The sequence below is a fragment of the Streptomyces sp. NPDC050508 genome (genome assembly GCF_040655155.1).
Lineage (GTDB): Bacteria > Actinomycetota > Actinomycetes > Streptomycetales > Streptomycetaceae > Streptomyces.
The window spans coordinates 47,107-69,786 of record NZ_JBFAJJ010000028.1; the positions used below are offsets into that span (position 1 = coordinate 47,107).

The following is a 22,680-nucleotide window of genomic DNA, read 5'->3' on the forward strand; positions in this document are numbered from 1 at the left end:
AGCCAGGCGTCCGGGGTTCCGGGTGCCGGCTCCTCGGCCGCCAGCCGGGCCAGGAACTGCCGTGCGCGGCGCAGGAGTACGAGGGCGTTCATCGGAACCTCCGGTGTCGTGGGCTGCTTTCACCCCACCGACGAACGGCTCCTACGCGGATCGACACTCCGCGAGCCGACTTTCCAGAAACCTTCGCTCCGCGTCGTTCTCCACCAACTCCAGTGCCCGCTCGTACGCTTCGGCCGCCTCCGCCGTACGACCGCTGCGGCGCAGCAGATCGGCGCGGGTCGCGGGCAGCAGGTGATAGTCGGCCAGTTCCTCCGACCGCTCCAGTTCGCCCACCAACTCCAGCCCCTCGTCGGGGTGTTCGGCCATACCCACGGCCACCGCCCGGTTCAGGCGCACCACGGCCGACGGCACGAAGCGTTCCAACTCGCCGTACAGGCCCGCGATATCGGCCCAGTCGGTGTCCTCGGCCGTGGGCGCGGTGGTGTGGCAGGCGGCGATCGCGGCCTGGATCTGGTACGGCCCCGGCCGGCCCCGGCGCAGTGCGGTCTCCAACAGGGCCGCGCCCTCGTCGACTTCGGCCCGGTCCCACGCCGTACGGTCCTGGTCCTCCAAGGTCACCAACTCCCCCGCCGCGTCCACGCGCGTGGCACGGCGGGCGTCGTGCAGCAGCAACAGCGCCAGCAGACCGAGCACTTCGGGCTCGTCCGGCATCAGGCGGGACAGCACGCGGGCCAGGCGGATCGCCTCCGCGCACAGGTTCGTGCGGACCAGGTCGGCGCCGGACGTGGCCGCGTACCCCTCGTTGAAGAGGAGGTAGACCACGCCGAGCACACCAGTCGTGCGCTCGGGCAGCAGATGCGCGGGCGGCACCCGGTACGGGATACCGGCGTTGCGGATCTTCTTCTTGGCCCGCACCAGCCGTTGCGCCATGGTCGCCTCGGGGACGAGGAAGGCGCGGGCGATCTCAGGGGTGGTCAGACCCGCGAGCGTGCGCAGGGTGAGGGCGACGCGGGCCTCGATGGGCAGCGCGGGGTGGCAGCAGGTGAAGACCAGCCGCAGCCGATCGTCCTCGACCCCGCTGTCGTCGCCGTCGTACTCCGGGTCGTACGGTCCCTCGTCCCGCCCCAGCACCGCGACCTCCCGCAGTTTCGCCGCCCCGACCGCCTCCCGGCGCAGTACGTCGAGGGCGCGGTTGCGGGCGGTCGTGGTCAGCCAGGCGCCGGGGCGGCGCGGGATTCCGTCGCGCCGCCACCGGTCGAGTGCCTGGGCGAAGGCGTCCTGCGCGCACTCCTCCGCGAGGTCCCAGTCGCCGGTCACCCGGATCAGGGTGGCGACGACCTGACCCCACTCCTCGCGGAAGGCGGCGGCGACCGCCTCCTCGACGTCCGGCACGTTCACTCCCAAATCGGCCGTACCTCGACGGAGCCGCCGTCGGAGGCGGCCGGGTGCTTGGCGGCGAGCGCGATCGCCTCGTCGAGGTCCGCGACATCGATGAAGGAGATGCCGGCGAGGTACTCCTTGGTCTCCGCGAACGGACCGTCGCTGAGCAGGACTTCGTTGCCCTGGACGCGCACGGTCGTGGCGTCCGTGGAGGGCCGCAGCCGTGCACCTCCGGTGACCCGGCCCGCCCGCACCTCCTCGAAGTAGGCGGCGAAACGTGGATCTTCGGCATGCTCCGCCGGGCTCTGCTCCTCGCCCCCGACCGGGGTGCAGAACAACAGGGCGTACTTCATCAGGTCTCCTTCAGGGACACGGCGTGCTCGTGAGTGATCAGCCGGCGCAGGCCGATGTCGCGGTAGCCGGTGGTCACACGCAGCGTTTCGTCGAGCGGGGTGCCGTCGGTGCGGGTGGCGGTCAGCCGGACGAGGGAGTGGGCGAAGCCGATGCTCTCGTCCACCTGGACGCGGAAGTCCCGCACCTCGCGGGTCACCGGCCCGGTGACGGACGCGAACAGGTCCTGCAATGCCTTGCGGTGGGCGTCGAGGCCCTGGCGCTCGTGGCCGTCGGCGAGGTGGAAAACCTCCGCATGAGGTGCATAGCAGGCCAGCGCGCGGTCGACGTCCCGTTCGCGGGCCGCCTCGGTCAGTTCGGCGTCGAGCGCCCTGATCGCCGCCTCGGCGTCCTCGTCGTCCCAGAACCTGCGGACCTCCATGGCTCCGATGGTCGCCACCGGGTGCTTGGCGGCGGCCTCGACGGCTTCTTCCAGGGTGTCGCACTCCAGGATGTCGAATCCGGCGACGTACTCCTTGGTCTCCGCGAACGGCCCGTCGGTGCGCAGCACCTCCCCGCCCCGCACCCGTACGGTGACGGCCTCGGCGGGCAGCGCGAGCCGGTGGCCGTGCAGCCGTACGTTGCGGTCGCCGAGCTCCTCCACCCAGGGTTCGACGGGTGCCATTCCGGAGGCGTCGGCGGTGTCGTCTCCGCACACGAGCAGCATGTACTTCATGGATCCTCCCGGTCCTCATGAGCTTCTTACACCCCACCGACGAACGCAGCCGAGCCGAATCGACACCCCTTTCGTGAAAACAGGGAAGAGGCCGGGGCACGGGCCCCGGCCTCTTCGGATACGGCTGTCGGTTACGCGGTCGCCGCCTGCACCGACGGCTCCCCCGCCCCCACCACCGCGCGCTCGGTGTTCTTGCGCACCAGCAGCAGGGTGATCACCGCGCCCAGCAGCGAGGCGCACCCGCAGATCACCACGCCGATGGCCATGCCGTGGCCGAGCGCGGTCTGCGCGGCGGCCTTGGCCTGGGCGCTGCCCGCGTTGACGACCGCGAGCGGTCCGGCCGCTTTCTCCATGCCCGCGTCGGCCCCGCTGAGCTTTCCGACGAGCGCGGAGGACGCGAGGCTCATCGCGACGGTGGAGATCACGGCCGGGCCGAGGCCCTGGCCGAACTCGCGGACCAGGCTGGTCGCGCCGCTGGCCATGCCGGTCATGTTGATCGGTACGGCGTTCACGGCGGCGGAGGTCAGCGAGGACACCACGCAGATGAAGCCGATGCCGAGCAGCAGCACCGGGCCGATGAAGGCGACCAGGGAGGTGGTGGTGATGGGCAGTGCGGCGATCCAGAACTGTCCGGCGGCCATGGGCAGCAGGCCGCCCATCAGCAGCCAGCGGGCGTCGATCTTCGTGAGCATCCGGCTGAGCACCGGCGCCAGCAGCAGCGGGATCAACTGGAGGATCACGAAGGGCATTCCGGCCCGCAGCGGGCTCAGGTGCATCACGGCGCCGAGGCGGATCGAGACGCAGTAGGCGGTGCCGATGAAGCCGAACATGCCGGCCAGGGCGACGACGGCCGCCGCCGCGAACGAGGGGATCTTCAGCAGGCCGAGGTTGAACATCGGGGAGGCCGCGCGGGTCTCCGCGACGACGAACCCGACGAGCGCGACTGCCGCCAGGGTCAGCGAGCCCACGATCGCCGCGCTGCCCCAGCCGCGGTCGCCACCCTCGATGACACCCCAGAGCAGGGCGGTGAGGCCGACGGCGATGGTGATCTGTCCCGGCCAGTCCAGCGCGCGGCCCTCGGGCGCCTTGGAGTCGGTGACGAGTTTCCACGAGGTGACCGCGACGACGAGACCCAGCACGACCGGCGGGACGAACGCCCAGCGGAAGTCGGCGATCGTGGCGAGGATCCCGGAGGACAGCGGGCCGAGCGCGGAGGCCAGCGAGATCGACAAGGCCCAGATGGAGACCGCCCTGGCGCGGTCCTTGCCGTCGGGTGTGGCCGCCGCGATGACCGCGAGGGAGCTGGGGAACAGCGCGGCGGCGCCGATGCCGGCCAGAGCCTGCCCGGTCCACATCATGGTGATGTTCTGCGAGGTGGAGTTGAGGAGTTCACCGAGCGCCAGGACGAGCCCGCCGAGCACCAACAGCCGCTTGCGCCCGAAGAGATCGCCCACCACACCGAAATTCAGTTCCAGAATCGCGGTGGGGAGAATGAAGGCGGAGGTGACCCAGGCGACTTGGGAACCCGAGGCGCCGAATGCGGCCTGAATTTCTCCGTTGATGGGCGAGGGAACGGTAATGCACAACTGTGCCGCCGCGACCGCGAGACAGCACGCTATGAGCGTTCCGGGGTCCAGTCTTTTCAACGAGATCGAATCCGTCATCGTGCGTGCCCTCACTCTGCGTTTTTCTCTATGAGTTCGATGAGATTTCCCTCGGGGTCACTGACCCAGGCCATGCGTACTCCGGGCTCGGGGGACGGCCCGGGTGCCATGACCTCGCCCGCTCCATGGGCCACCAACGCACCGTGGACGGGGTCGAGTTCGGGGGTGGTGACCGCGAAGTGCCCGTATCCCTCGGTGAGGGCGGCGGTCAGCGGGTCCGGCGCGCGAAGGCCGGGGACGGAGCCGGGTCTGGCGAGCAACTCGATGCGCCAGCCCCGCGGATGCTCCAGGACGACACCTCGCAGACCGGGCCCTTCGAGGTGGAACTCGAAGACGGTCTTGAGCCCGAACGCGCCCTGATACCAAGCGACTTGAGCTGCCAGATCCCGTACGTTGACGCCCACGTGGTCGAGTCGGGTGGTCACGGCGGCTCAGCCCGCCATCGCACTGTCGCCGCCGTCGACCATGAGGTTGGCGCCGTTGACGAAGGCCGCCTCGTCGGAACAGAGGAAGGCGGCGGCCCGCGCGATGTCCTCGGGCTGCCCCACGCGCCCGACCGGGATACGCGCCTCCAACTGGGCCTTGGGCCCGTCCGGATCGTCGAGGAAGGGCGCGGTGGCGGAGGTGCGGGTCATGCCGGGGGCGATGGTGTTGACCCGGATGCGGTGCGGGGCGCCGGCCGCGCACAGGTGCAGGCTCATCGCCAACACCCCGCCCTTTGCGGCCCCGTGGGGCACCATCGGCATGAACGGCGCACCGCGTACGGCGGCCACGGAGGCGACGTTGAGAACAGCGCCCCCACCACGTGCGATCAGGTGCGGCCAGGCGGCCTGGGTACAGAAGTACGGAATGTCCAGCTCGTTCTTGATGGTGAAGTACCAGTCCTCGGCGGGCATGGTCGCGAACGGGCCGTTCCGCAGCGCGGAGGCGTTGTTGTAGAGGATGTCGATCCCGCCGAAGGCCTGGATCCCGGCCTCGATCCACTCCCGGGCGCCGTCTTCGGTGGACAGGTCCACGGGCGCGAGGGACCGCATGATTCCGCCCGCTTTTTCGACGAGTTCCACGGTCTCGGCCGCACTGTCCGCGTCGATGTCACAACCGAAGACTTCAGCACCCTCCGCCGCGAATATCAGCGCCGCGGCCCGCCCTATTCCTGCCCCCGTTCCACTGATGAAAGCGATTTTCCCGGCCAGTCGACCCATGATTGCCAAGTCCCTTGTCCCGTGCCGCCGTGGTGCGGTGGTGGCAGCGTAGGTACGGCCATTGGCGAGAACAAGAAATGGGTCGGCGAAGGGCCATCGGGGGTTCGTATGGCTGGTATGAGGCGGGGAGTGAAGGACTCGTTCCAGGTCTCACAGGAAACGTCAGAACACGTCGAGGACAGCCTTCCCCCGCAGGGTACGACCGCTCAACGCCTCGACGGCTTCGGCGATCCTGTCCCACGGGCCGCGCCAGCCGACCGGAACCCGCAGTCGGCCGTCGCCGACCAGTGTGAGCAGCCGCCTCAACTGCGGCTGCCGGTCGGTGAGTCCGACGCCGTTGTAGACCGAGACGATCGACTTCGGCGTGATACTGCCCAGCGTGACCCCCACGGGCAGCACGGCCTCCCGCCCCGCAGCCCAGCCGACGCTCTGAAGACTGCCACCCGGGGCCAACAGGCCGTACGCGGAGACCAGTTGGGCCCCGCCCACGGTGTCGACCACGACGTCGACCGGCTCCTTCACCTCGTCGACCCCGGCCACCACCTCATGCGCCCCCAGCTCACCGACCCACCGCGCACCCGTCTCGGAGCCGGCCATGCCGATGACGTACGCCCCGCCGAGCGCGGCGAGTTGTACGGCGAACCCGCCGACGCCGCCGGACGCCCCGGTGACGAGAACCCGGCGGCCGAGGAGCGGTCCGGCCTGTTCCAGCGCGCGCAGGGCGGTGCCGGCCGCGACGGGCAGGGTGGCGGCCTCGCCGAGGTCGATCTCGTCCGGTACGACGGCCACATCGGCCACGTCCAGGGCGCGCAGCGCGCCGAACCCGCCGCCCTCACCGAATCCCACGACCCGGCTGCCCACCGCGGGCCCCCTGCCGTCGGCGGCGGCCCGCACGACGACACCGGCCGAGTCGAAGCCGATCACCTCACCGGGCGCGCTCCGCTGCGCGAAGTACAGCTCGGCCGAGTTGAGGGAGGTGTGCCGGACCTCCACCAGCACCTGCCCCGGACCCGGCACCGGGTCGGGTGCCTCCCCGAGCCGCAGCCCCCCGGCCGCCCCTGGATCCACGATCAGTGCACGCACGACCTGCCCCTCTCGTCGTAGCTCACTTCCCCTCGGGCAACCGGCGCCGAACCGGTGTTCTTCCCGCCGTCCACCCCTCGACCACGATTGGATGGCCCCATGAGCACCGACGAGCACGCACGGCTGATGCGGGCCAACCAGGCGAACTGGGACGCCCGCACCCCCGTCCACCTCGCCAGCCGGTTCTACGGCCTCGACGGCGACCCGGACCCGGACCGCTGGTTCGCCGCCTTCGAGTGGGACGACCTCGGCGACCTGACCGGCCGTGACGTGCTGCACCTCCAGTGCCACCTGGGCACGGAGACCCTCGCGTTCGCACAGCGCGGCGCGCGTGCCGTGGGCCTCGACTTCTCCGAGGCGTCCGTGACGGCCGCGAACGGCATCGCCGCGAAGGCGGGCCTCGACGTCGGCTATGTGCAGGCGAACGTGTACGACGCCGTGGAGGCCCTGGGGCAACGGCAGTTCGACGTCGTGTACACCGGCAAGGGCGCCCTGTGCTACCTGCCGGATCTACCGCGCTGGGCGGAGGTCGTCACCCAACTCCTGCGTCCCGGCGGCCTGTTGTACCTCGTCGAGTTCCACCCTCTGCTCAACTCGCTCGGCCCGAAGCCGGCTCCGGGCGAGGGACCCGAACTACTCCTCCGCCACGACTACCTGGGCGGCGGCGGTCCGGTGCACCGCGACGCGACATTCACGTACACCGACGGCCCGGCCGTGGCGGGCGCGACCGACAGTTACGAGTGGATGCACGGAATAGACGAGGTCATCAACGCGTTGACGACAGCGGGAATGAGCATCCGGCGGCTTCGCGAGAGCGACGAGCTGCCGTGGCCGCGCTGGCCGCAGATGACCCGGACTCCCAGCGGCTGGTGGCGACTGCCCGAGCCGAGGATTCCGCTCCTGTACGGCCTGCTGGCGAGCCGCTGAGCCGTACTTCACAGCCGGAGTGCCACCGGGTGTGCTACGGTGCGGTCAGCACTTGTGTACGCCCCGTTCTGGGCGCCGGTGCCGGTTCCACTTCACTTCCGCCGAACAGCCCGTCGATTTCCGACCGGTGCATCGGCTTCTCCACACCATCTCGTGACCGGCGTTTTTCCGCCGTACCCGAGGTGATGTTCCCCGCCGCCCCGAGGAGCGCTCGTTCGCCCTCCGCCCGCGGCTTCTCCCCCTTCCTTCCGCATGACACACCACATGCATCCGTCCTTGAAAGGACCACCCATCATGACCACCACACTCGAACCCCCAGTACAGGAACAGCCCCGCACCCAGACCGCCACCGGTGTCCTCGACATCGACGGCAACGGGAAGGGGCACCTGCGGGCGCTGGACTGCCAGCCCTCGCCCACCGACCTCCAGGTCTCCCCCGCGCTGATCCGCCGTCACGGCCTGCGCAAGGGCGACCTCGTGGAAGGCGTCCGCGGCGGGCAGCGCGCCCTGACCGAGGTCGCGTTCGTCAACGGGCACACGCCCGGCGAACTGCGCGGCCGACGCCACTTCCGTGACCTCACCCCGCTGCACCCGCGTGAGCGGCTGCACCTCGAACACCCGGCGGCCGGCCTGACCGGACGGGTCGCCGACCTGATCGCCCCCGTCGGCAAGGGCCAGCGCGGACTGATCGTGGCCCCGCCCAAGACCGGCAAGACCGTACTGCTCCAGCAGATCGCGGCTGCCGTCGCCGGCAACCACCCCGAGGCCCGCCTCATGGTCGTGCTGCTCGACGAGCGCCCCGAGGAAGTCACCGACATGCAGCGCTCCGTGCGCGGCGAGGTGTACGCATCCACCTTCGACAAGGCCCCCAAGCAGCACATCGCGCTGGCCGAGCTCGTGATCGAGCGGGCCAAGCGGCTCGTCGAGGCGGGCGAGGACGTAGTGATCCTCCTCGACTCGCTGACCCGGCTGTGCCGGGCGCACAACAACGCGGCGGCCTCCGGTGGCCGTACCCTCAGCGGCGGTGTCGACGCGACCGCGCTGATCGGCCCGAAGAAGTTCTTCGGCGCCGCACGCCTCGCCGAGGAGGGCGGCTCGCTCACCATCCTCGCCACCGCACTGGTAGAAACCGGCTCCCGCGCCGACGACTTCTACTTCGAGGAACTCAAGAGCACCGGCAACATGGAACTCCGCCTCAGCCGCGAGCTGGCCTCCCGCCGAGTCTTCCCGGCCATCGAGATCAACCCGTCCGGCACCCGCCGAGAGGAACTCCTCCTCACCCCGGCCGAGTTGACGGCAGTACGGGGCTTGCGTCGAGCCCTGCAGACCAGGGATGGCCAGAGCAGCACGGAAACGCTGCTGGAGCGCATGCGGGAGACCCCGAACAACGCGACGTTCCTACGCCAAATCCAACCCACGCTGCCGTCAAACTGACGGGACGGCCATGCCCTAAGGGGCGCGGGGAACTGCGCGACCAGCCCCCACCGACCCGCAGCCGAATCACTAGCGCATCCGGGTGCCGACTCGCCTCAATCGGCCCGGCCAACGCCCTCTGGAGCCCGTCCGTTCCTACGTTTGCGGTATGACAATCGGATTCCCATCCCGGATCACCGTGTCGGCCTGCGCCTTCTGCCTAGCGGGCGTCCTCGCGTTGACACCCGTCGCGGCGACAGCCCACACCGGGACGGATCCCGGCCCAGCGACACCACCCCCCGCACTCCTCAACCGCCCCGACACCCAGGTCCACCCCCACCCCGGCACTCCCCAGCTCCCCGACATCTCCGCCCTGTCCTGGCTGGTCGCGGACGCCCACACCGGCGAGGTCCTCGCCGCACACGACGCCCACCGCAGACTCCCGCCCGCCAGCACCCTGAAGACACTGTTCGCCCTGACCGTCCTCCCCGTGCTCCCCGGAGGGATCCGGCACCGCGTCAGCGAGGAGGACCTGGCCGGCATCGGCGAGGGAAGCAGCCTGGTCGGAGTCGAGGAGGGCCACACGTACCGCGTCGCCGACCTGTGGCGCGGGGTCTTCCTCAACTCCGGCAACGACGCCGTGCACGTACTGGCCCACCTCAACGGCGGCTGGGACACCACGGCCGCCCGGATGCAGGCCAAGGCCCGTGCCCTGGGCGCCCTCGACACCCATGTCATCTCACCGGACGGCTACGACACCGACGGCCAGGTGTCCTCCGCCTTCGACCTCGCGGTGTTCGGGCGGGCCGGACTGCGCAACGCGGACTTCGCGCGGTACTGCTCCACCGCCGAGGCCGAGTTCCCGGGTGAGGGGTCCTCGTACGCGATCCAGAACACCAACCGGCTGCTGACCGGCAACGACGGCGTCGAGCCGTACCCGGGCCTCATCGGTGTGAAGAACGGCTACACCACGCACGCCGGCAACACGCTCGTCGCGGCGGCGCGCCGGGGCGGGCGTTCGCTCGTCGTCACGGTGATGAACCCTCAGGCGGGCGGCGGCTTCACCGTGTACGAGGAGGCGCGCGAGCTGCTCGACTGGGGTTTCGCGGCTGCGGGACGGGTCGATCCGGTGGGTTCGCTGGACGCGCTGCGCGCCAGGCCGAGGCAGGGTCCCGCCGCCGTGCCGGTGGCCGCCGCTGTCGTACCGGACGACGGTCCGGGCTGGGTGGAGACGGCTGCGGTCGTGGGGGCCACCGTGCTCGGCGCCGGGGCGGTGGTCCTGGCGTTGCGGATGAGGGGCCAGAGGCTTCCCCGGGTCTGACCGGTCGGCAGCCACAGCAGCAGGCCGAGCGTGACCCAGGTGTACGTGTTGCTGCCGAGGAAGCCGTCGATGCCCGAGGCGTCGTCGAACCACAGCCACACCACACTGGTGCACATCACCGCGTAGAGGGCGCCCGCGATCCGCGGGTGCCCGGCGCGGACCAGCACCGCGAAGGACGGCAGCAGCCACACGAGATGGTGCACCCAGGTGATCGGGCTGACCAGACACGCGGTCAGCCCGGTCAGCGCGAACGCGGCCGTCCAGTCCCCCGCGACGACCGCGCGGCGGGCCCGCACCGCCCATACGCACAGCACAAGCAGGACGACGGTCGCCCACAGTGGGCGGCCGGTCTCGCCGAGGCGGGCCAGAACGCCTTGCAGGGACTGGTTGGAGACGTAGTCGAGGCGGCCGACGCGGGTGGTGTCCCACATCGCCTGGGTCCAGTAGAAGCGCGAGGCGTCCGGGACCGCCAAGGCCGCGAGCCCGGTGGCTCCGAGGGCCACAGCCGTCGCGACCGCGGCGGCTTTCCAGCGTCTGCCCAGCAGCAACAGGGCGATGAACAGCGCCGGCGTGAGCTTGATCGCCGCCGCGAGTCCGATGCCGACGCCCGCCCAACGGCCCCGGCCGGTGGAGAGCAGCCAGCTGTCGCCGAGGACGAGGGCGAGCAGCAGGAGGTTGACCTGCCCGAAGCTGAAGGTGTCGCGCAACGGCTCGAACAGCGCCAGCCCACAGGCCACCAGCGCCCACCCGAACCAGCCGTACCGCCGCCACCCGGGCCCGGCCAGGATGCGCAGCACGACGGCGAGCGCCGCAAGGTTGAGCACCAGCGCGGCGACGATCGCGGTGCCGAGCCCGACGTACGCCATCGGGGCCATGCTGACGGCGGCGAACGGCGGATAGGTGAAGCCGTACGTGGTCCCGGGCACCTGGTAGTCGTAGATCCGGCCGCCGTGGTGGAGCCAGGTGTGGACGGTGCCGTAGTAGACGCGCAGGTCGAACCAGTCGCGCAGCAGTGGGACGGTCGCAGTGAAGGCGGTGACCGTGGCGGCGAGGGCCAGTACGAGGAGGAGTCGGCCGCGGTCGGTGCGGGGTGTTCTCATGCCGTACGTCCCAGGGCCGGGGCCTCGGCCGCCTGGCGGGCCTGCCAGAGGACGACGACCGCGAGGACGCCACCGGAGACGGCCAGCACGAGTTGGCCGATGTCGGCGGGGCCGCCGCTCGGCAGGACGGCGAGGGCGAGGACGCCCGTCACGGCGGCCACCCGGTGTCGTACGGACGTGCTGGGCGCGGCGGCGGCGATGAGGAACAGGCCCCACAGGGCGTACCAGGGGCGGATCGCCGGGCCGAAGGCGGCGACGACCGCGAGGCTCAGGCCGAGGGCGTAGACCGGGCTGGGTCGCAGGCGGAACCATATGGCGACGATGGCCGCGCCGGTGACCGCGAGTCCGAGGGCGTGCCAGGCCGGGACGGCGAAGGGGGCGAGATCGCTGCCGAGGTGTTCCAGCAGGGCGCCCGTGGCGCGGCCGAGGAGGCTGGTGAGTGCCCAGTTGTGCGCCGAGACGGGGGTGTCGAGGGCGCCTATCCAGCCGTATCCCGTGCCCGCGATCGCGGTCGCCGCGACCGTGGTGGCCGCGGCTGCGACGACGGTCGTCGTGACGGCCTTGGCCGGGCGGTGGCCCGCGCGGATCTGGAGGAGCACGACGGCGGCGAGACCGAGTGCGGCCGGTGCCTTGACCAGGGCGGCGAGCGTGACGAGCACGGCGCCCAGGATCGGCCAGCGGCCGAGCGCGGCGACCAGGCCGATGCCGAGCAACCCGAGCATGATCGCGTCGTTGTGGGCACCCGCGACGAGGTGCAGCAGCACGAGCGGGTTGAGGGCGCCCAGCCAGAGCGCGGCGGCCGGGTCGGCGCCGCTGTGCCGGGCGAGCCGGGGCAGCGCGGCGGCCATCAGGCCCACCCCGAGGAGCGCGACGAGCCGCATCCCGAAGAGCCCGGCGGGGAGTTCACCGCGGGTCAGTCCGGAGAGCCCCGACGCGACGGCGAGGAACACCGGGCCGTAGGGCGCCCCCGTGTGCTGCCACAGCGGGGCGACCTCGTCGGCGAGGGGGCCGCCGAGCGCGGCGGGGCCGTGGGCGTAGACGTCCATGTGGGCGTCGACCATGGCGCCCTGCGCGAGATAGCTGTAGACGTCCCGGCTGAACAGGGGCGGCGCGAGCAGCAGCGGGGCCGCCCACACGGCGAGGACCAGCAGCAGGGAGCGCGGGGTGGGCGGTTCGGCGCTGCGGATCAGCTTGCCCAGGAGCAGCCAGGCCGCTATCAGCAGGACTACGCCGAAGTAGACCCCGACCAGCCCGAGTGCCGCCTGCGCGGAGGCCGGGGAGAAGAGGTCCGCGGCCGGGAGTGCTCCGGCCGTCTCGCCGCCCAGGGCGAGGACGGCGGTTCCGGCCAGCCCGAGTACCTGGCAGCGGCGGAGATCGACGGGAAAAGCCATGGCCAACACTCGCCAAGCGTGTCAACGCCGGATGGCGGGAAAGCGACCTGCCGCTCTCCGTGCGGAGACCTGCGCATGACCTCCGTGTGATCCGTCCTCGGTACCGATGAGTTCTCTGTCCGCGACCGGTCTCCCTGATGACCGACTTTCCCAGAACGGACGTGATGACCGTGCCGAACAGCTCCGCCCGCATCAAGGTGAACGGCCAGGAGATGTACTACGAGATCCATGGCGTCGCACACGAGGACCGGCGCCCGCTGGTGCTGCTGCACGGCGGTGTCCAGACCGTCGGTCTGACCTTCGGGACGATGCTGCCCGCGTTGTCGGCCGAGCGGTATGTGATCGCCCCCGAGCTTCAGGGCCACGGCCACACCCCCGACACCGACCGGGAGCTGACGATCCCGGACCTGGCCTCGGACGTGGTGGCACTGCTCGACGAACTCGGCGTCCGGCAGGCCGACTTCATCGGCTTCAGCCTCGGCGGACTGGTCGCGCTGGAGATCGCGGTCCGGCACCCGGAGCGGGTCGGACGGATCGTGCCGGCGGCCATTCAGTACAGCCAGGACGGTGTCCACGAGGAGATCCGCACCCCCGACTTCAGCTCGCCCCGGATGCCCACCAAGGCCGACTTCCAGGAGATGGCCGACGCCTATGCGGCCGTCGCACCGCACCCCGAGCACTTCCAGGACTTCTTCGCCAAGACCTCGGCGGCGGCGAACGACCCGCTGCCCTGGACCGCCGACGACCTGCGGGCGGTGACCGTGCCCACGCTCCTCGTGATCGGCGACACGGACTTCTTCCGCGTCGAGCACGCGGCCGAGATGCACCGGCTGATCCCGGACGCGCAGCTCGCCGTGCTGCCCGGTACCACGCACATGGAGGTCATGCGCCGGAAGGTGCTGTTGCCGCTGATCACCGAGTTCCTGGGCTGACGGCGTTCAGAACACCGACACTCCGGTCAGGGTCGTGAAGCGGTCGAGGGCGGCGACCCCGGCGACCGAGTTCCCGCGTTCGTCGAGCCCGGGGCTCCACACGGCGAGGGTGCAGCGGCCCGGGACGATCGCGATGATGCCGCCGCCCACTCCGCTCTTGCCGGGCAGGCCCACCCGGTAGGCGAACTCGCCCGCCGCGTCGTACGTCCCGCACGTCAGCATCACCGCGTTGACCTGCTTGGCCTGGGTGAGGGTGAGCAGCCGGGTGCCGTCGGCGCGGCTGCCGTGCCGGGCCAGGAAGCCGGCGGCGAGGGCGAGGTCGGCGCAGGACGCCTCGATCGAGCACTGCCGGAAGTACTGGTCGAGGAGGACCGGCACCGGGTTGTCGATGTTGCCGTAGGACTTCATGAAGTGGGCGAGAGCCGCGTTGCGGTCACCGTTCGCGGACTCGGAGGCGGCGACGTCCTTGTCGAAGTCGAGGCTCGGGTTGCCGCTCTCCGCACGCAGAAAGGCCAACAGCTCTCCGGCCGCGTCTCCGGTGCGGGTCTGGAGGCGGTCGGTGACGACGAGCGCGCCCGCGTTGATGAACGGGTTGCGCGGGATACCGCTCTCGTACTCCAGCTGGACAAGGGAGTTGAAGGGGTTGCCGGAGGGCTCGCGGCCGACGTGCTCCCACAGTTCGTCGCCCTCGCGGGCCAGGTCGAGCGCGAGGGTGAAGACCTTGGTGATGGACTGCGTGGAGAACGGCTGCCGCCAGTCCCCCACGCCGTACACCGTGCCGTCCAGCTCCGCGACGGCCATGCCGAAACGGCGCGGGTCGCAGGCGGCGAGCGCCGGGATGTAGTCGGCGGCCTGGCCACGGCCGGGCATCCGCTCGATCTCACCGGCGATGCGCTCCAGGACCGGCTGGAAGGTCATGGATGGGGACATGATCACCATTGTGCCTCCGGGCGGGTCCTGGTGCGCGTGGGCGGATCAGACGGCTACGGGTCCGCTGCCGGCCAGGACCTCCGGCCGCAGCAGGGCGGCGAGCGTCTCAGCGGGCAACAGGCCCTTCTCCAGGACGAGTTCGGCCACGCCCCGGCCGGTGGCGAGAGCCTCTTTCGCGATGTCGGTGGCGGCCGTGTACCCGATGTGCGGGTTCAGCGCGGTCACCAGACCGATGGAGTTCTCCACGCTCGCGCGCAACGCCTCCGTGTTGGCGGTGATGCCGTCCACACAGCGCTCGGCAAGCGTGAGGCAGGCAGCCCGCAGATGCGTGATGCTCTCCGACAGCGAGTGCAGGATGATCGGCTCGAAGGCGTTGAGCTGGAGCTGTCCCGCCTCGGCCGCCATGGTGATGGTGACGTCGTTGCCGATCACCTCGAAGGCGACCTGGTTGACGACCTCGGGGATCACCGGGTTGACCTTGCCCGGCATGATGCTCGAACCGGCCTGCACCGGCGGCAGGTTGATCTCCCCCAGCCCCGCGCGCGGCCCGGACGACAGCAGCCGCAGGTCGTTGCAACTCTTGGAGAGCTTGACCGCAACGCGCTTGAGCACCCCCGACATCTGGACGAACGCCCCACAGTCCTGGGTGGCTTCGACCAGGTTGGCCGCGGTCACCAGCGGCAGCCCAGTGATCTCCGAGAGATGCCGCCGGGCCGACTCCGCATACCCGGCAGGCGCATTGAGTCCGGTCCCGATGGCCGTGGCCCCCAGGTTGATCTCATGGATCAACTGGACGGCCTCGTCAAGACGTTGACGATCCTCGTCAATCATGACCGCATAGGCCGAGAACTCTTGACCGAGCGTCATCGGCACCGCGTCCTGCAACTGTGTACGGCCCATCTTGAGCACGTCATGGAACTCGACGGCCTTACGGGCGAACGCGTCCTCCAGTACAGACATTGACGCGATCAATCCATGTACGGCGAAGACGGTCGCTATCTTGACCGCGGTCGGATACACGTCATTGGTCGACTGCCCGAGGTTGACGTCCTCATTGGGGTGCAGGTACTGGTACTCGCCCTTGGCGTGCCCCAGCAACTCCAACGCCCGGTTCGCGACAACCTCGTTGGCGTTCATGTTGGTCGAGGTGCCGGCCCCACCCTGAACGACGTCCACGACGAACTGGTCGTGCAGCTTCCCGGCCCGGATCTCGCGACAGGCGGCGACAATGGCGGCCGTCTTCTCCGACGAGAGCAGCCCCAACTCCTCATTGGCGAGAGCTGCGGCCTCCTTGACGGCGGCAAGGGCATCGATCAAGTGCGGATACACGGAGATCGGCGTCCCGGTGATGGGGAAGTTCTCCGTGGCACGCAGGGTGTGCACACCCCAGTAGGCATCGCCGGGTACATCCCGATCCCCGAGCAGATCATGTTCGCGACGGGTGACGACAGACATGGGGTCCTCTTTCCAACAGGGTTCAGATAGGCGCCCCTTCAGGGGCGCGGGGAACTGCGCGACCAGCCACATCCGGCCCGCAGATCCCCACAACCGATCTAGGCACACGCAGACAACGGCGGCACAGGGTCCAACGCACGTACAGGCCGAACACAACCAACCGGCTCGCCGCCACCGAGCAACGGCTCCCCGACAAACTCACCAAGCAGCCCAGGATCAACCCCGGCCCGAGCAAGAGCCGCAGCAGCAACAGGCACTCGCGCCCGATTAGCCCCGTCCGAGACCTTCACAGCAACAGCCCGCCCATCCGGCAACGCGGCCACCTGAACCCCCTCGAACCCGTCCTTGGCCAGCAGCCCCGGCACAGCCCGCATCAACGCGGCCACGTCCCGCCCCGCCCCGGACGCCATCTCCGCGTGCTCACGCATCGCATCAGCAACCCGAGCCTCAGGCGTCCCAGGCGCAGCGGTAGTAATCCGAGCGACGGCCCGAGCAAGCCCATGGAGAGAGATGGAGAACAAAGGAGCCCCGCACCCGTCGACACTCACCCGAGCGATCCGCTGCCCGGTGAGATCCTCGACGATCTCCGCGATCGCCTGCTGCAGCGGATGCGCAGGGTCGAGATAGTCATCGAGCGACCAGCCATTGAGCTTCGACACGTACAACATCGCCGCATGCTTCCCGGAACAGTTCTGGGCGAGCCGGGACGGTGGCCGCCCCTCACGCACCCAGACGTCCCGCACAGCCGGATCAAACGGGAGGTCGGGAACGTTGCGCAGAGACTCCTCCGTGAGCCCCGCGAGTTCGAGAATCCGCCGGGCCCCGGCGAGGTGGCGTTCCTCGCCGGAGTGGCTGGCGGCGGCGAGCGAGAGCAGCTCGCCGTCGAGCGGCAGCCCCGCCCGCGCCATGGCGACGGCCTGGACGGGCTTGATCGCCGAGCGCGGGTAGAAGGCGGCCTCTATGTCGCCGATCTGGAGCTGGACCTGGCCGTCGGCATCGAGGACGACGACGGAGCCGTAGTGGATGCCCTCGATCATTCCGTCGCGTATGAGGTGGGCGACGGGTGCGTGGAGGGGTTCACGGATGAGGGGTGGGTCCGCGAGGGAACTGCTGTACATCTCTGCCTGTCGGGGTCAGGACGACGTGGGTCTCACGCGTCGGGTGCGGTGGAGGACGTGCTGGCCACGCGGCGGCGGACGGCGAACCATCCGGCGACGAGCGCGGCGGCGATCAGCGGCAGGCACAGCACGGTGGTGCGTCCGGCGCCGCCGTCGGCGTACATGAGGACCAGGACGGAGGCGAGGAAGGCCAGCGTCACGAGCTCGGTCCAGGGGGAACCCGGCAACCGGTAGCCGGGGCGGGTCAGTTCGCCCTTTTCCGTCTTCTGCCAGAAGAGGAAGTGACAGAGCATGATCATGCCCCAGGTGGAGAGGATGCCGATCGCCGCGAAGTTGAGGACGATCTCGAACGCATCCGCCGGCACTACGAAGTTGAGGCCGACGCCGAGGACGCAGATGCCGCTGGTGAGCAGGATGCCGCCGTAGGGGACCTGGCTGCGGCTCATGACCGAGGTGAACTTGGGGGCGGAGCCGGACATCGCCATGGAGCGGAGGATGCGGCCGGTGGAGTACAGGCCGGAGTTGAGCGAGGACATGGCCGCGGTGAGGACGACGAGGTTCATGACGCCGCCGGCGGCCGGGATTCCGATGTTCGACAGCACTGTCACGAAGGGACTCTGGCCCGCGCTGTACTTGTTCCAGGGCAGCAGCATCGAGAGCAGGACGACCGAGCCGACGTAGAAGAGGCCGACGCGCCACATGATCGAGTTGATCGCCTTCGGCATGATCTTCTCGGGGTTCTCGGTCTCGCCGGCGGCGACGCCGACCAGCTCGACCGAGGCGTAGGCGAAGACGACGCCCTGGATGATCAGGAGCATGGGCAGCAGGCCGTTCGGAAAGATGCCGCCGTTGTCGGTGATCAGGGACGGGCCGGGAGTCGTGCCGTCGACCTGGTGCTGGGTGACCAGCAGGAAGATGCCGATGAGCATGAAGACGACGAGTGCGCTGACCTTGATGATCGCGAACCAGAACTCCAGCTCGCCGAACATCTTCACCGAGATCAGGTTCACCGTGAGGACCACGGCGAGGGCGATGAGGGCGATCACCCACTGGGGGATGTCGGAGAACATGCTCCAGTAGTGGGTGTAGACGGCCACGGCGGTGATGTCGGCGATGCCGGTGGTGGCCCAGTTGAGGAAGTACATCCAGCCGGCTACGTACGCGCCCTTCTCGCCGAGGAATTCTCGGGCGTACGACACGAAGGCGCCGGACGAGGGCCGGTACAGGACGAGTTCGCCGAGTGCGCGTACGACGAGGAAGGCGAAGAGGCCGCAGACCGCGTACGCGATGAACAGTGAGGGGCCGGCGTCGGCGAGGCGGCCGCCGGCGCCGAGGAAGAGGCCGGTGCCTATCGCGCCGCCGATGGCGATCATGTTGACGTGCCGGGACTTCAGGGACTTGCTGTAGCCGGCGTCTCCGGCGTCGACATGGCCGGATCGTTTCTGCACGCCGTCATGCAGGGACTGCTCGCTGCCGTGCAGGGACTGCTCGCTCACGCCTCGGGTCCGCCTTCCGTGGGGGTGTTCGTGCGCGCGGGGCGCACGATGTCGGTGAGGGTCGTCTCGACCCGGTCGAGGTGGTGGGACATGGCCTCGACGGCGTCCGGCTCGCTGCCGTCGATCAGCGCCTCGACGATCGCCCGGTGCTCGCGGTTGGACTGCTCGCGCCGGCCGCCGAGTTCGTTGAGGAACGCGGACTGGCGGGCCAGCGCGTCACGGATCTCCTCGATGACCCGGCGGAACACCGGGTTCTGGGCGGCCTCCGCGACCGCGAGGTGGAAGAGCGTGTCCATCGCGACCCACGCGGTGGTGTCCGTCTCCCGTTCCATGCGGTCCAGGAGGTGGGCCAGGTGGTCCAGGTTCTCCGGGGTGCGGCGCAGTGCCGCGTATCCGGCGACCGGGATCTCGACGTGGCGGCGCACTTCCAGCAGGTCGCTGGCCGCGTAGTCGCCGAAGGTGGGGTCCTCCACGGCGTTGGCCACCACGAAGGTGCCCTTGCCGGTCTTGGAGACGGTCAGGCCCATGGTCTGCAGGGCCCGCAGGGCCTCGCGGAGCACGGGCCTGCTGATCTCCAGGGTGCGGCACAGCTCCGCCTCGGAGGGGAGCTTGTCGCCGATGGCGTAGTCGCCGCGCTCGATGGCGCCGCGGAGGTGGACAAGCACCGCTTCCATGGCGCTGACGCGCCGCGGCCCGACTCCACCTGTCTGGCTGTCTGACAGGTTCACGGACGTGATCCTGCGGGTGACGGGACAGTGCTGTCAAGCGATCGGAAAAGAAAAATTCAGCGGGCGTGAAGCCTGAAAGTCCGGCTTCACGCCCGCTGTGATGATCGTCCGTACGGTGTCAGCGGCTGTCAGCTGTCGAGCACACCCGTGCCGAGCAGCCCGAACAGCATCAGACCGATGATGATCCGGTAGATCACGAACGCGTTGAAGGAGTGCTTCGCCACGAACTTCAGCAGCCAGGCGATGGAGGCGTAGGCGACCACGAACGACACGATCGTGCCGACCGCCAGCGGGGCGGCGCCGACGCCCGTCCCCAGGGCGTCCTTCAGCTCGTAGATGCCGGCGCCGGTCAGCGCCGGGATGCCGAGGAAGAAGGAGAGCCGGGTCGCGGCGACGCGGTCCAGGTCGAGGATGAGACCGGTGGACATCGTCGCGCCGGAGCGCGAGAAACCGGGGAAGAGCAGCGCCAGGATCTGCGAACTGCCCACCAGCATCGCGTCCTTGAACGTGACGTCGTCCTCACCCCGCTTGTGCCGGCCCATCTGGTCCGCCGCCCACATGACGCCACTGCCGACGATCAGCGAGGCGGCGACCACCCACAGCGAGCCGAGCGGCCCGTCGATGAGCGGCTTCGCGGCGAGACCCACCAGCACGATCGGGATCGTCGCGTAGATCACCCACCAGGCGAACTTGTAGTCGTGGTGATAGCGCTCCTCGCGATTGCGCAGGCCACGGCCCCACGCGGTCACGATCCGCACGATGTCCTTGAAGAAGTACACGAGCACGGCGGCGATGGCGCCGACCTGGATGACGGCCGAGAACCCGACGACGGCGTTGTCGTCGACGGGGATCTTCATCAGCCCTTCGGCGATCTTCAGATGGCCCGTGGAAGACACCGGCAGGAACTCGGTCACCCCCTCGACGACTCCGAGGACGGCGGCCTGACCGACGCTGATGACGCTCATGAGATCCAGTTCTTGGGAGTTGGTCGACAGTGCTGTAGACAATAGCGCTGGGAACGGTCCTGCTCGGGCGCGGGAGCCGCCCGATCTCTTACGCCCACAGGGCCTGCGCGATCGACACCCCGACAAATGCCGCACCGAGGCCCGCCATCACGCTGCCGACGACGTTGGCTGCAGCGTAGAGGCCCGCACCCGTCTCGGTCAGCCGCAGTGTCTCGTACGAGAAGGTCGAGTACGTCGTCAGGGCCCCGCACAGGCCTGTCCCCACGAGGAGTTGGAGATGCGCACTCGCGGCGCCGGCGGACGCGGCACCGGTCAGCACACCGAGAATCAGGCAGCCGGTGACGTTCACCGCGAAGGTGCCCCAGGGGAAAACGGAGTCGTGTCTGGTCTGCACGGCGCGGTCGGTGAGATAGCGCAGCGGGGCTCCGACGGCGGCTCCCGCGACGACCAACAGCCAGTTCACAACGACCTCTTACCCTTCCGGTCCGTTTCACCGGAGTCGTCCGCGCGGCCGACATACCGAATGACCTCGCAGTCGTCGAGGATCACGAGTCCTTCGCCGACCAGTTCGTCGAGTTGCGGCAGAAAGGCCCGTACGCGTTCCTCGGTGTCCACGATCACGATCGCCACCGGCAGGTCCTCGCTGAGCGACAGCAGCCGTGAGGTGTGGATCAGGGAGGAGGCGCCGAAGCCCTCGATGCCCCGGAAGACGCTGGCACCGGCCAGTCCGGCCGTGTGCGCGCGGTGCACGATCTCCGTGTAGAGGGGCTTGTGGTGCCAGGTGTCGTTCTCGCCGATGAAGACGGTCACGCGCAGGGCGCTGCCGGTCAGCCTGGTCATCGCTGCCTCCACTTCAGGACGCGCCGGGCCGCCGTCACCGCGAGCCAGACCGCCGTGAGGGCCGCGAGCAGGGTCGCGGCGAGATAGGCCAGCGCGGTGCGGGAATGGCCCGCGTCGACCAGTTTCTGGATGTCGACGGCGTACGTCGAGAAGGTGGTGAAGCCGCCGAGCACACCGGTGCCGAAGAACGGCCGCACCAGCCTGTGCGCGGCCCACACATCGGTGATCACCACCATGAACACACCGATCACGGCACACCCGACGACGTTGATCCAGAACGTCGTCCAGGGAAAACCGCCGCTCTGCGCGGGCCACCACAGGGAGGCCGCGTAGCGTCCCGTGGCGCCGAGCGCGCCGCCGAGCGCGACCACCGCGACGACGGGTCCCTGACCGCGCCAGACGGACGGACGCGGGGCCCGAGGACGGGTGCGCACGCTCTCGGCTTCGGGGGCTGACATGGCCGTACGTCTCCTACTCGTCGGGGGCCCTGGGGGCGCGCGCCTCTACAAGTAGGGACCGTTGGCGGCACCTCTGCCGCGGTTCGGGTACGGCGGGCCCCACCGCCGCGCCGCGAGAGCTGATCGCGGCCGGGCATCAGGGTAACGCCGGGGGCGTGCCGGGGTCACTTCGGGGCGGGCGGCTCGCACAGCGCGATCCCGCGCTCCCACACGCTGCCCAGCACCAGGTGCCCGGCGGCCTCGCACACGCTGGTGACCATCCGGTACGACGAGCCGCGCGCGGCGAGGTGATGGACGACGGCTCCGTCGTCGTCGAACGCCATGGCTCCGATCGTGCCGGTGGGGCGGAAGGGCACGCGCACGGCGACCCGGGCCGCGGCCTGTCGTACGGCGGGTGAGGCCTGGTGGAGGAGTTCGAGCGGCGCGACGCGCGGGCCGGCCAGCGCCACCCAGATCGGCCCGTCCGGGCCGGCGCGCCAGAGGTTGTCGGGCATTCCGGGGAGGTCGTCGACGAAGGACTCGCTGCAACCCGCCTTCGGTCCGGTGAGCCAGTAGCGGGTCAGCCGGCGGGCGCCGGTCTCCGCGACGACCAGGAAAGGACTCGTCGGCGCTCGGGGCGAGCCCGTTGGCGAACTGGAGTCCGTCCAGGAGGACTTCGGGACTGTCGGCGCCGGGTGCGAGGCGCAACAGCCGTCCCGTGCCGGTGTGTTCGACGATGTCGCCGATCCACTGCTCCATCGGGTAGCGGAGGCTGAAGACGGTGAAGTACACACTGCCGTCCGACAGCGCGACCACGTTGCTGCCGCCCCGCAGCGGCTCCCCCGCCACCGAGTCGGCGAGGACGCGTACGGTTCCGTCCGCCAAGTCGACGCGCAGCAGCCCGCGTTCCGCGTCGGCCACCAACAGGGCGTTGTCCGGGAGGAGTTCGAGGCCGAGCGGCCGTCCGCCGGTGTCGGCGAGGGTCTCCACCCGCACCGCCTCGGGGTTGGTCAGTCCGTCTAGGCGGAGGATGCGGCCGTCCTCGACGCCGGTCAGCACCCGGCCACGGGCGTCGGCCACGACATCCTCGGGACCCACACCTCCGATCGCGACATAGCGGCGGGCGAGCAGTGCACTGGGTCGGTCCACGAACACCTCCACGGTTGGGTCCGGCGCGCGTACGCTTGCTGTTCTTCCCGGTCATCGCGGCACCCGGTCACGTTCGCCGAGCG

General features: G+C 70.0%; 21 protein-coding genes and 2 pseudogenes. 4 read left to right on the top strand and 19 right to left on the bottom strand.

Annotated features, from left to right (window positions below; genetic code table 11):
• Window positions 1-141: 141 nt before the first annotated feature.
• The 7 genes from AB0I69_RS44790 to AB0I69_RS44820 all read right to left on the bottom strand — a co-directional run bounded on the left by AB0I69_RS44790 (window position 142) and on the right by AB0I69_RS44820 (window position 6,395).
• A complete protein-coding gene (locus tag AB0I69_RS44790; protein ID WP_363101597.1) occupies window positions 142-1,398 on the bottom strand; it encodes an RNA polymerase sigma factor in 1,257 nt (418 codons plus the stop codon).
• Window positions 1,395-1,733 (bottom strand): YciI family protein, encoded by a 339-nt coding sequence (locus tag AB0I69_RS44795; RefSeq protein WP_363101598.1) that lies wholly within the window; start codon window positions 1,731-1,733, stop codon window positions 1,395-1,397. The genes AB0I69_RS44790 and AB0I69_RS44795 overlap by 4 nt, the downstream gene beginning before the upstream one ends.
• The gene (locus tag AB0I69_RS44800) at window positions 1,733-2,446 is read right to left on the bottom strand and encodes a nuclear transport factor 2 family protein (protein WP_363101599.1); all 714 of its coding nucleotides are present in this window, start codon (window positions 2,444-2,446) and stop codon (window positions 1,733-1,735) included. The genes AB0I69_RS44795 and AB0I69_RS44800 overlap by 1 nt, the downstream gene beginning before the upstream one ends.
• 131 nt (window positions 2,447-2,577) lie before the next feature.
• Window positions 2,578-4,110, bottom strand: a complete 1,533-nt coding sequence (locus AB0I69_RS44805; RefSeq protein WP_363101600.1) for an MFS transporter — start codon at window positions 4,108-4,110, stop codon at window positions 2,578-2,580.
• An 11-nt stretch (window positions 4,111-4,121) separates the two neighbouring features.
• A complete protein-coding gene (locus AB0I69_RS44810) occupies window positions 4,122-4,535 on the bottom strand; it encodes a VOC family protein (RefSeq protein ID WP_363101601.1) in 414 nt (137 codons plus the stop codon).
• A 6-nt stretch (window positions 4,536-4,541) separates the two neighbouring features.
• The gene (locus AB0I69_RS44815; protein WP_363101602.1) at window positions 4,542-5,312 is read right to left on the bottom strand and encodes an SDR family NAD(P)-dependent oxidoreductase; all 771 of its coding nucleotides are present in this window, start codon (window positions 5,310-5,312) and stop codon (window positions 4,542-4,544) included.
• Between the two features lie 162 nt (window positions 5,313-5,474).
• A complete protein-coding gene (locus tag AB0I69_RS44820) occupies window positions 5,475-6,395 on the bottom strand; it encodes a zinc-binding dehydrogenase (protein WP_363101603.1) in 921 nt (306 codons plus the stop codon).
• 99 nt (window positions 6,396-6,494) lie between these two features.
• Between AB0I69_RS44820 and AB0I69_RS44825 the strand changes: the two genes are divergently transcribed.
• The 3 genes and pseudogenes from AB0I69_RS44825 to AB0I69_RS44835 form a co-directional block, all read left to right on the top strand.
• On the top strand, window positions 6,495-7,322 hold the full coding sequence (locus tag AB0I69_RS44825) for a class I SAM-dependent methyltransferase (RefSeq protein WP_363101604.1): 828 nt from the start codon (window positions 6,495-6,497) through the stop codon (window positions 7,320-7,322).
• Window positions 7,323-7,616: 294 nt separating this feature from the next.
• Window positions 7,617-8,756: a transcription termination factor Rho gene (rho, locus tag AB0I69_RS44830; protein WP_363101605.1), complete on the top strand. Its 1,140-nt coding sequence runs from the start codon at window positions 7,617-7,619 to the stop codon at window positions 8,754-8,756.
• A gap of 148 nt (window positions 8,757-8,904) precedes the next feature.
• Window positions 8,905-9,768: pseudogene (locus tag AB0I69_RS44835) on the top strand (D-alanyl-D-alanine carboxypeptidase); the annotation flags it as partial.
• A gap of 11 nt (window positions 9,769-9,779) precedes the next feature.
• Here the strand turns inward: AB0I69_RS44835 and AB0I69_RS44840 are convergent.
• Both AB0I69_RS44840 and mptB read right to left on the bottom strand, forming a co-directional pair.
• Complete coding sequence (locus AB0I69_RS44840) at window positions 9,780-11,156, bottom strand: glycosyltransferase 87 family protein (protein ID WP_363101606.1); 1,377 nt, start codon at window positions 11,154-11,156, stop codon at window positions 9,780-9,782.
• Entirely contained in the window at window positions 11,153-12,547 is a 1,395-nt protein-coding gene (gene mptB, locus AB0I69_RS44845; protein WP_363101607.1) for a polyprenol phosphomannose-dependent alpha 1,6 mannosyltransferase MptB, read from the bottom strand. Before mptB ends, AB0I69_RS44840 begins: the two co-directional genes overlap by 4 nt.
• Window positions 12,548-12,684: 137 nt before the next feature.
• On the opposite strand from mptB, the gene AB0I69_RS44850 reads away from it, so the two are divergent.
• A complete protein-coding gene (locus tag AB0I69_RS44850; RefSeq protein ID WP_363101608.1) occupies window positions 12,685-13,479 on the top strand; it encodes an alpha/beta hydrolase in 795 nt (264 codons plus the stop codon).
• Between the two features lie 6 nt (window positions 13,480-13,485).
• On the opposite strand, the gene AB0I69_RS44855 is transcribed toward AB0I69_RS44850, so the two are convergent.
• The 10 genes and pseudogenes from AB0I69_RS44855 to AB0I69_RS44900 form a co-directional block, all read right to left on the bottom strand.
• Window positions 13,486-14,418, bottom strand: coding sequence for a glutaminase (locus AB0I69_RS44855; protein WP_363101609.1), 933 nt, complete (start codon window positions 14,416-14,418; stop codon window positions 13,486-13,488).
• Between the two features lie 36 nt (window positions 14,419-14,454).
• Window positions 14,455-15,864 carry an aspartate ammonia-lyase gene (gene aspA, locus AB0I69_RS44860; protein ID WP_363101610.1) on the bottom strand — a complete coding sequence of 470 codons (1,410 nt, stop codon included), beginning with the start codon at window positions 15,862-15,864 and terminating at the stop codon, window positions 14,455-14,457.
• Window positions 15,865-15,962: 98 nt separating this feature from the next.
• Entirely contained in the window at window positions 15,963-16,982 is a 1,020-nt protein-coding gene (locus tag AB0I69_RS44865; protein WP_363101611.1) for an asparaginase, read from the bottom strand.
• A 32-nt stretch (window positions 16,983-17,014) separates the two neighbouring features.
• Window positions 17,015-18,478, bottom strand: coding sequence for an amino acid permease (locus AB0I69_RS44870; RefSeq protein ID WP_363101612.1), 1,464 nt, complete (start codon window positions 18,476-18,478; stop codon window positions 17,015-17,017).
• Complete coding sequence (locus tag AB0I69_RS44875) at window positions 18,475-19,152, bottom strand: FadR/GntR family transcriptional regulator (RefSeq protein ID WP_363101647.1); 678 nt, start codon at window positions 19,150-19,152, stop codon at window positions 18,475-18,477. The genes AB0I69_RS44870 and AB0I69_RS44875 overlap by 4 nt, the downstream gene beginning before the upstream one ends.
• Before the next feature lie 182 nt (window positions 19,153-19,334).
• Entirely contained in the window at window positions 19,335-20,171 is an 837-nt protein-coding gene (locus AB0I69_RS44880; protein ID WP_363101613.1) for an undecaprenyl-diphosphate phosphatase, read from the bottom strand.
• An 88-nt stretch (window positions 20,172-20,259) separates the two neighbouring features.
• Window positions 20,260-20,634, bottom strand: a complete 375-nt coding sequence (crcB, locus tag AB0I69_RS44885) for a fluoride efflux transporter CrcB (protein WP_363101614.1) — start codon at window positions 20,632-20,634, stop codon at window positions 20,260-20,262.
• Window positions 20,631-21,011, bottom strand: coding sequence for a DUF190 domain-containing protein (locus AB0I69_RS44890; protein ID WP_363101615.1), 381 nt, complete (start codon window positions 21,009-21,011; stop codon window positions 20,631-20,633). Before AB0I69_RS44890 ends, crcB (AB0I69_RS44885) begins: the two co-directional genes overlap by 4 nt.
• Entirely contained in the window at window positions 21,008-21,469 is a 462-nt protein-coding gene (gene crcB, locus AB0I69_RS44895) for a fluoride efflux transporter CrcB (protein WP_363101616.1), read from the bottom strand. Before crcB (AB0I69_RS44895) ends, AB0I69_RS44890 begins: the two co-directional genes overlap by 4 nt.
• Before the next feature lie 164 nt (window positions 21,470-21,633).
• Window positions 21,634-22,597, bottom strand: a pseudogene (locus AB0I69_RS44900) (SMP-30/gluconolactonase/LRE family protein).
• Between the last annotated feature and the right edge of the window lie 83 nt (window positions 22,598-22,680).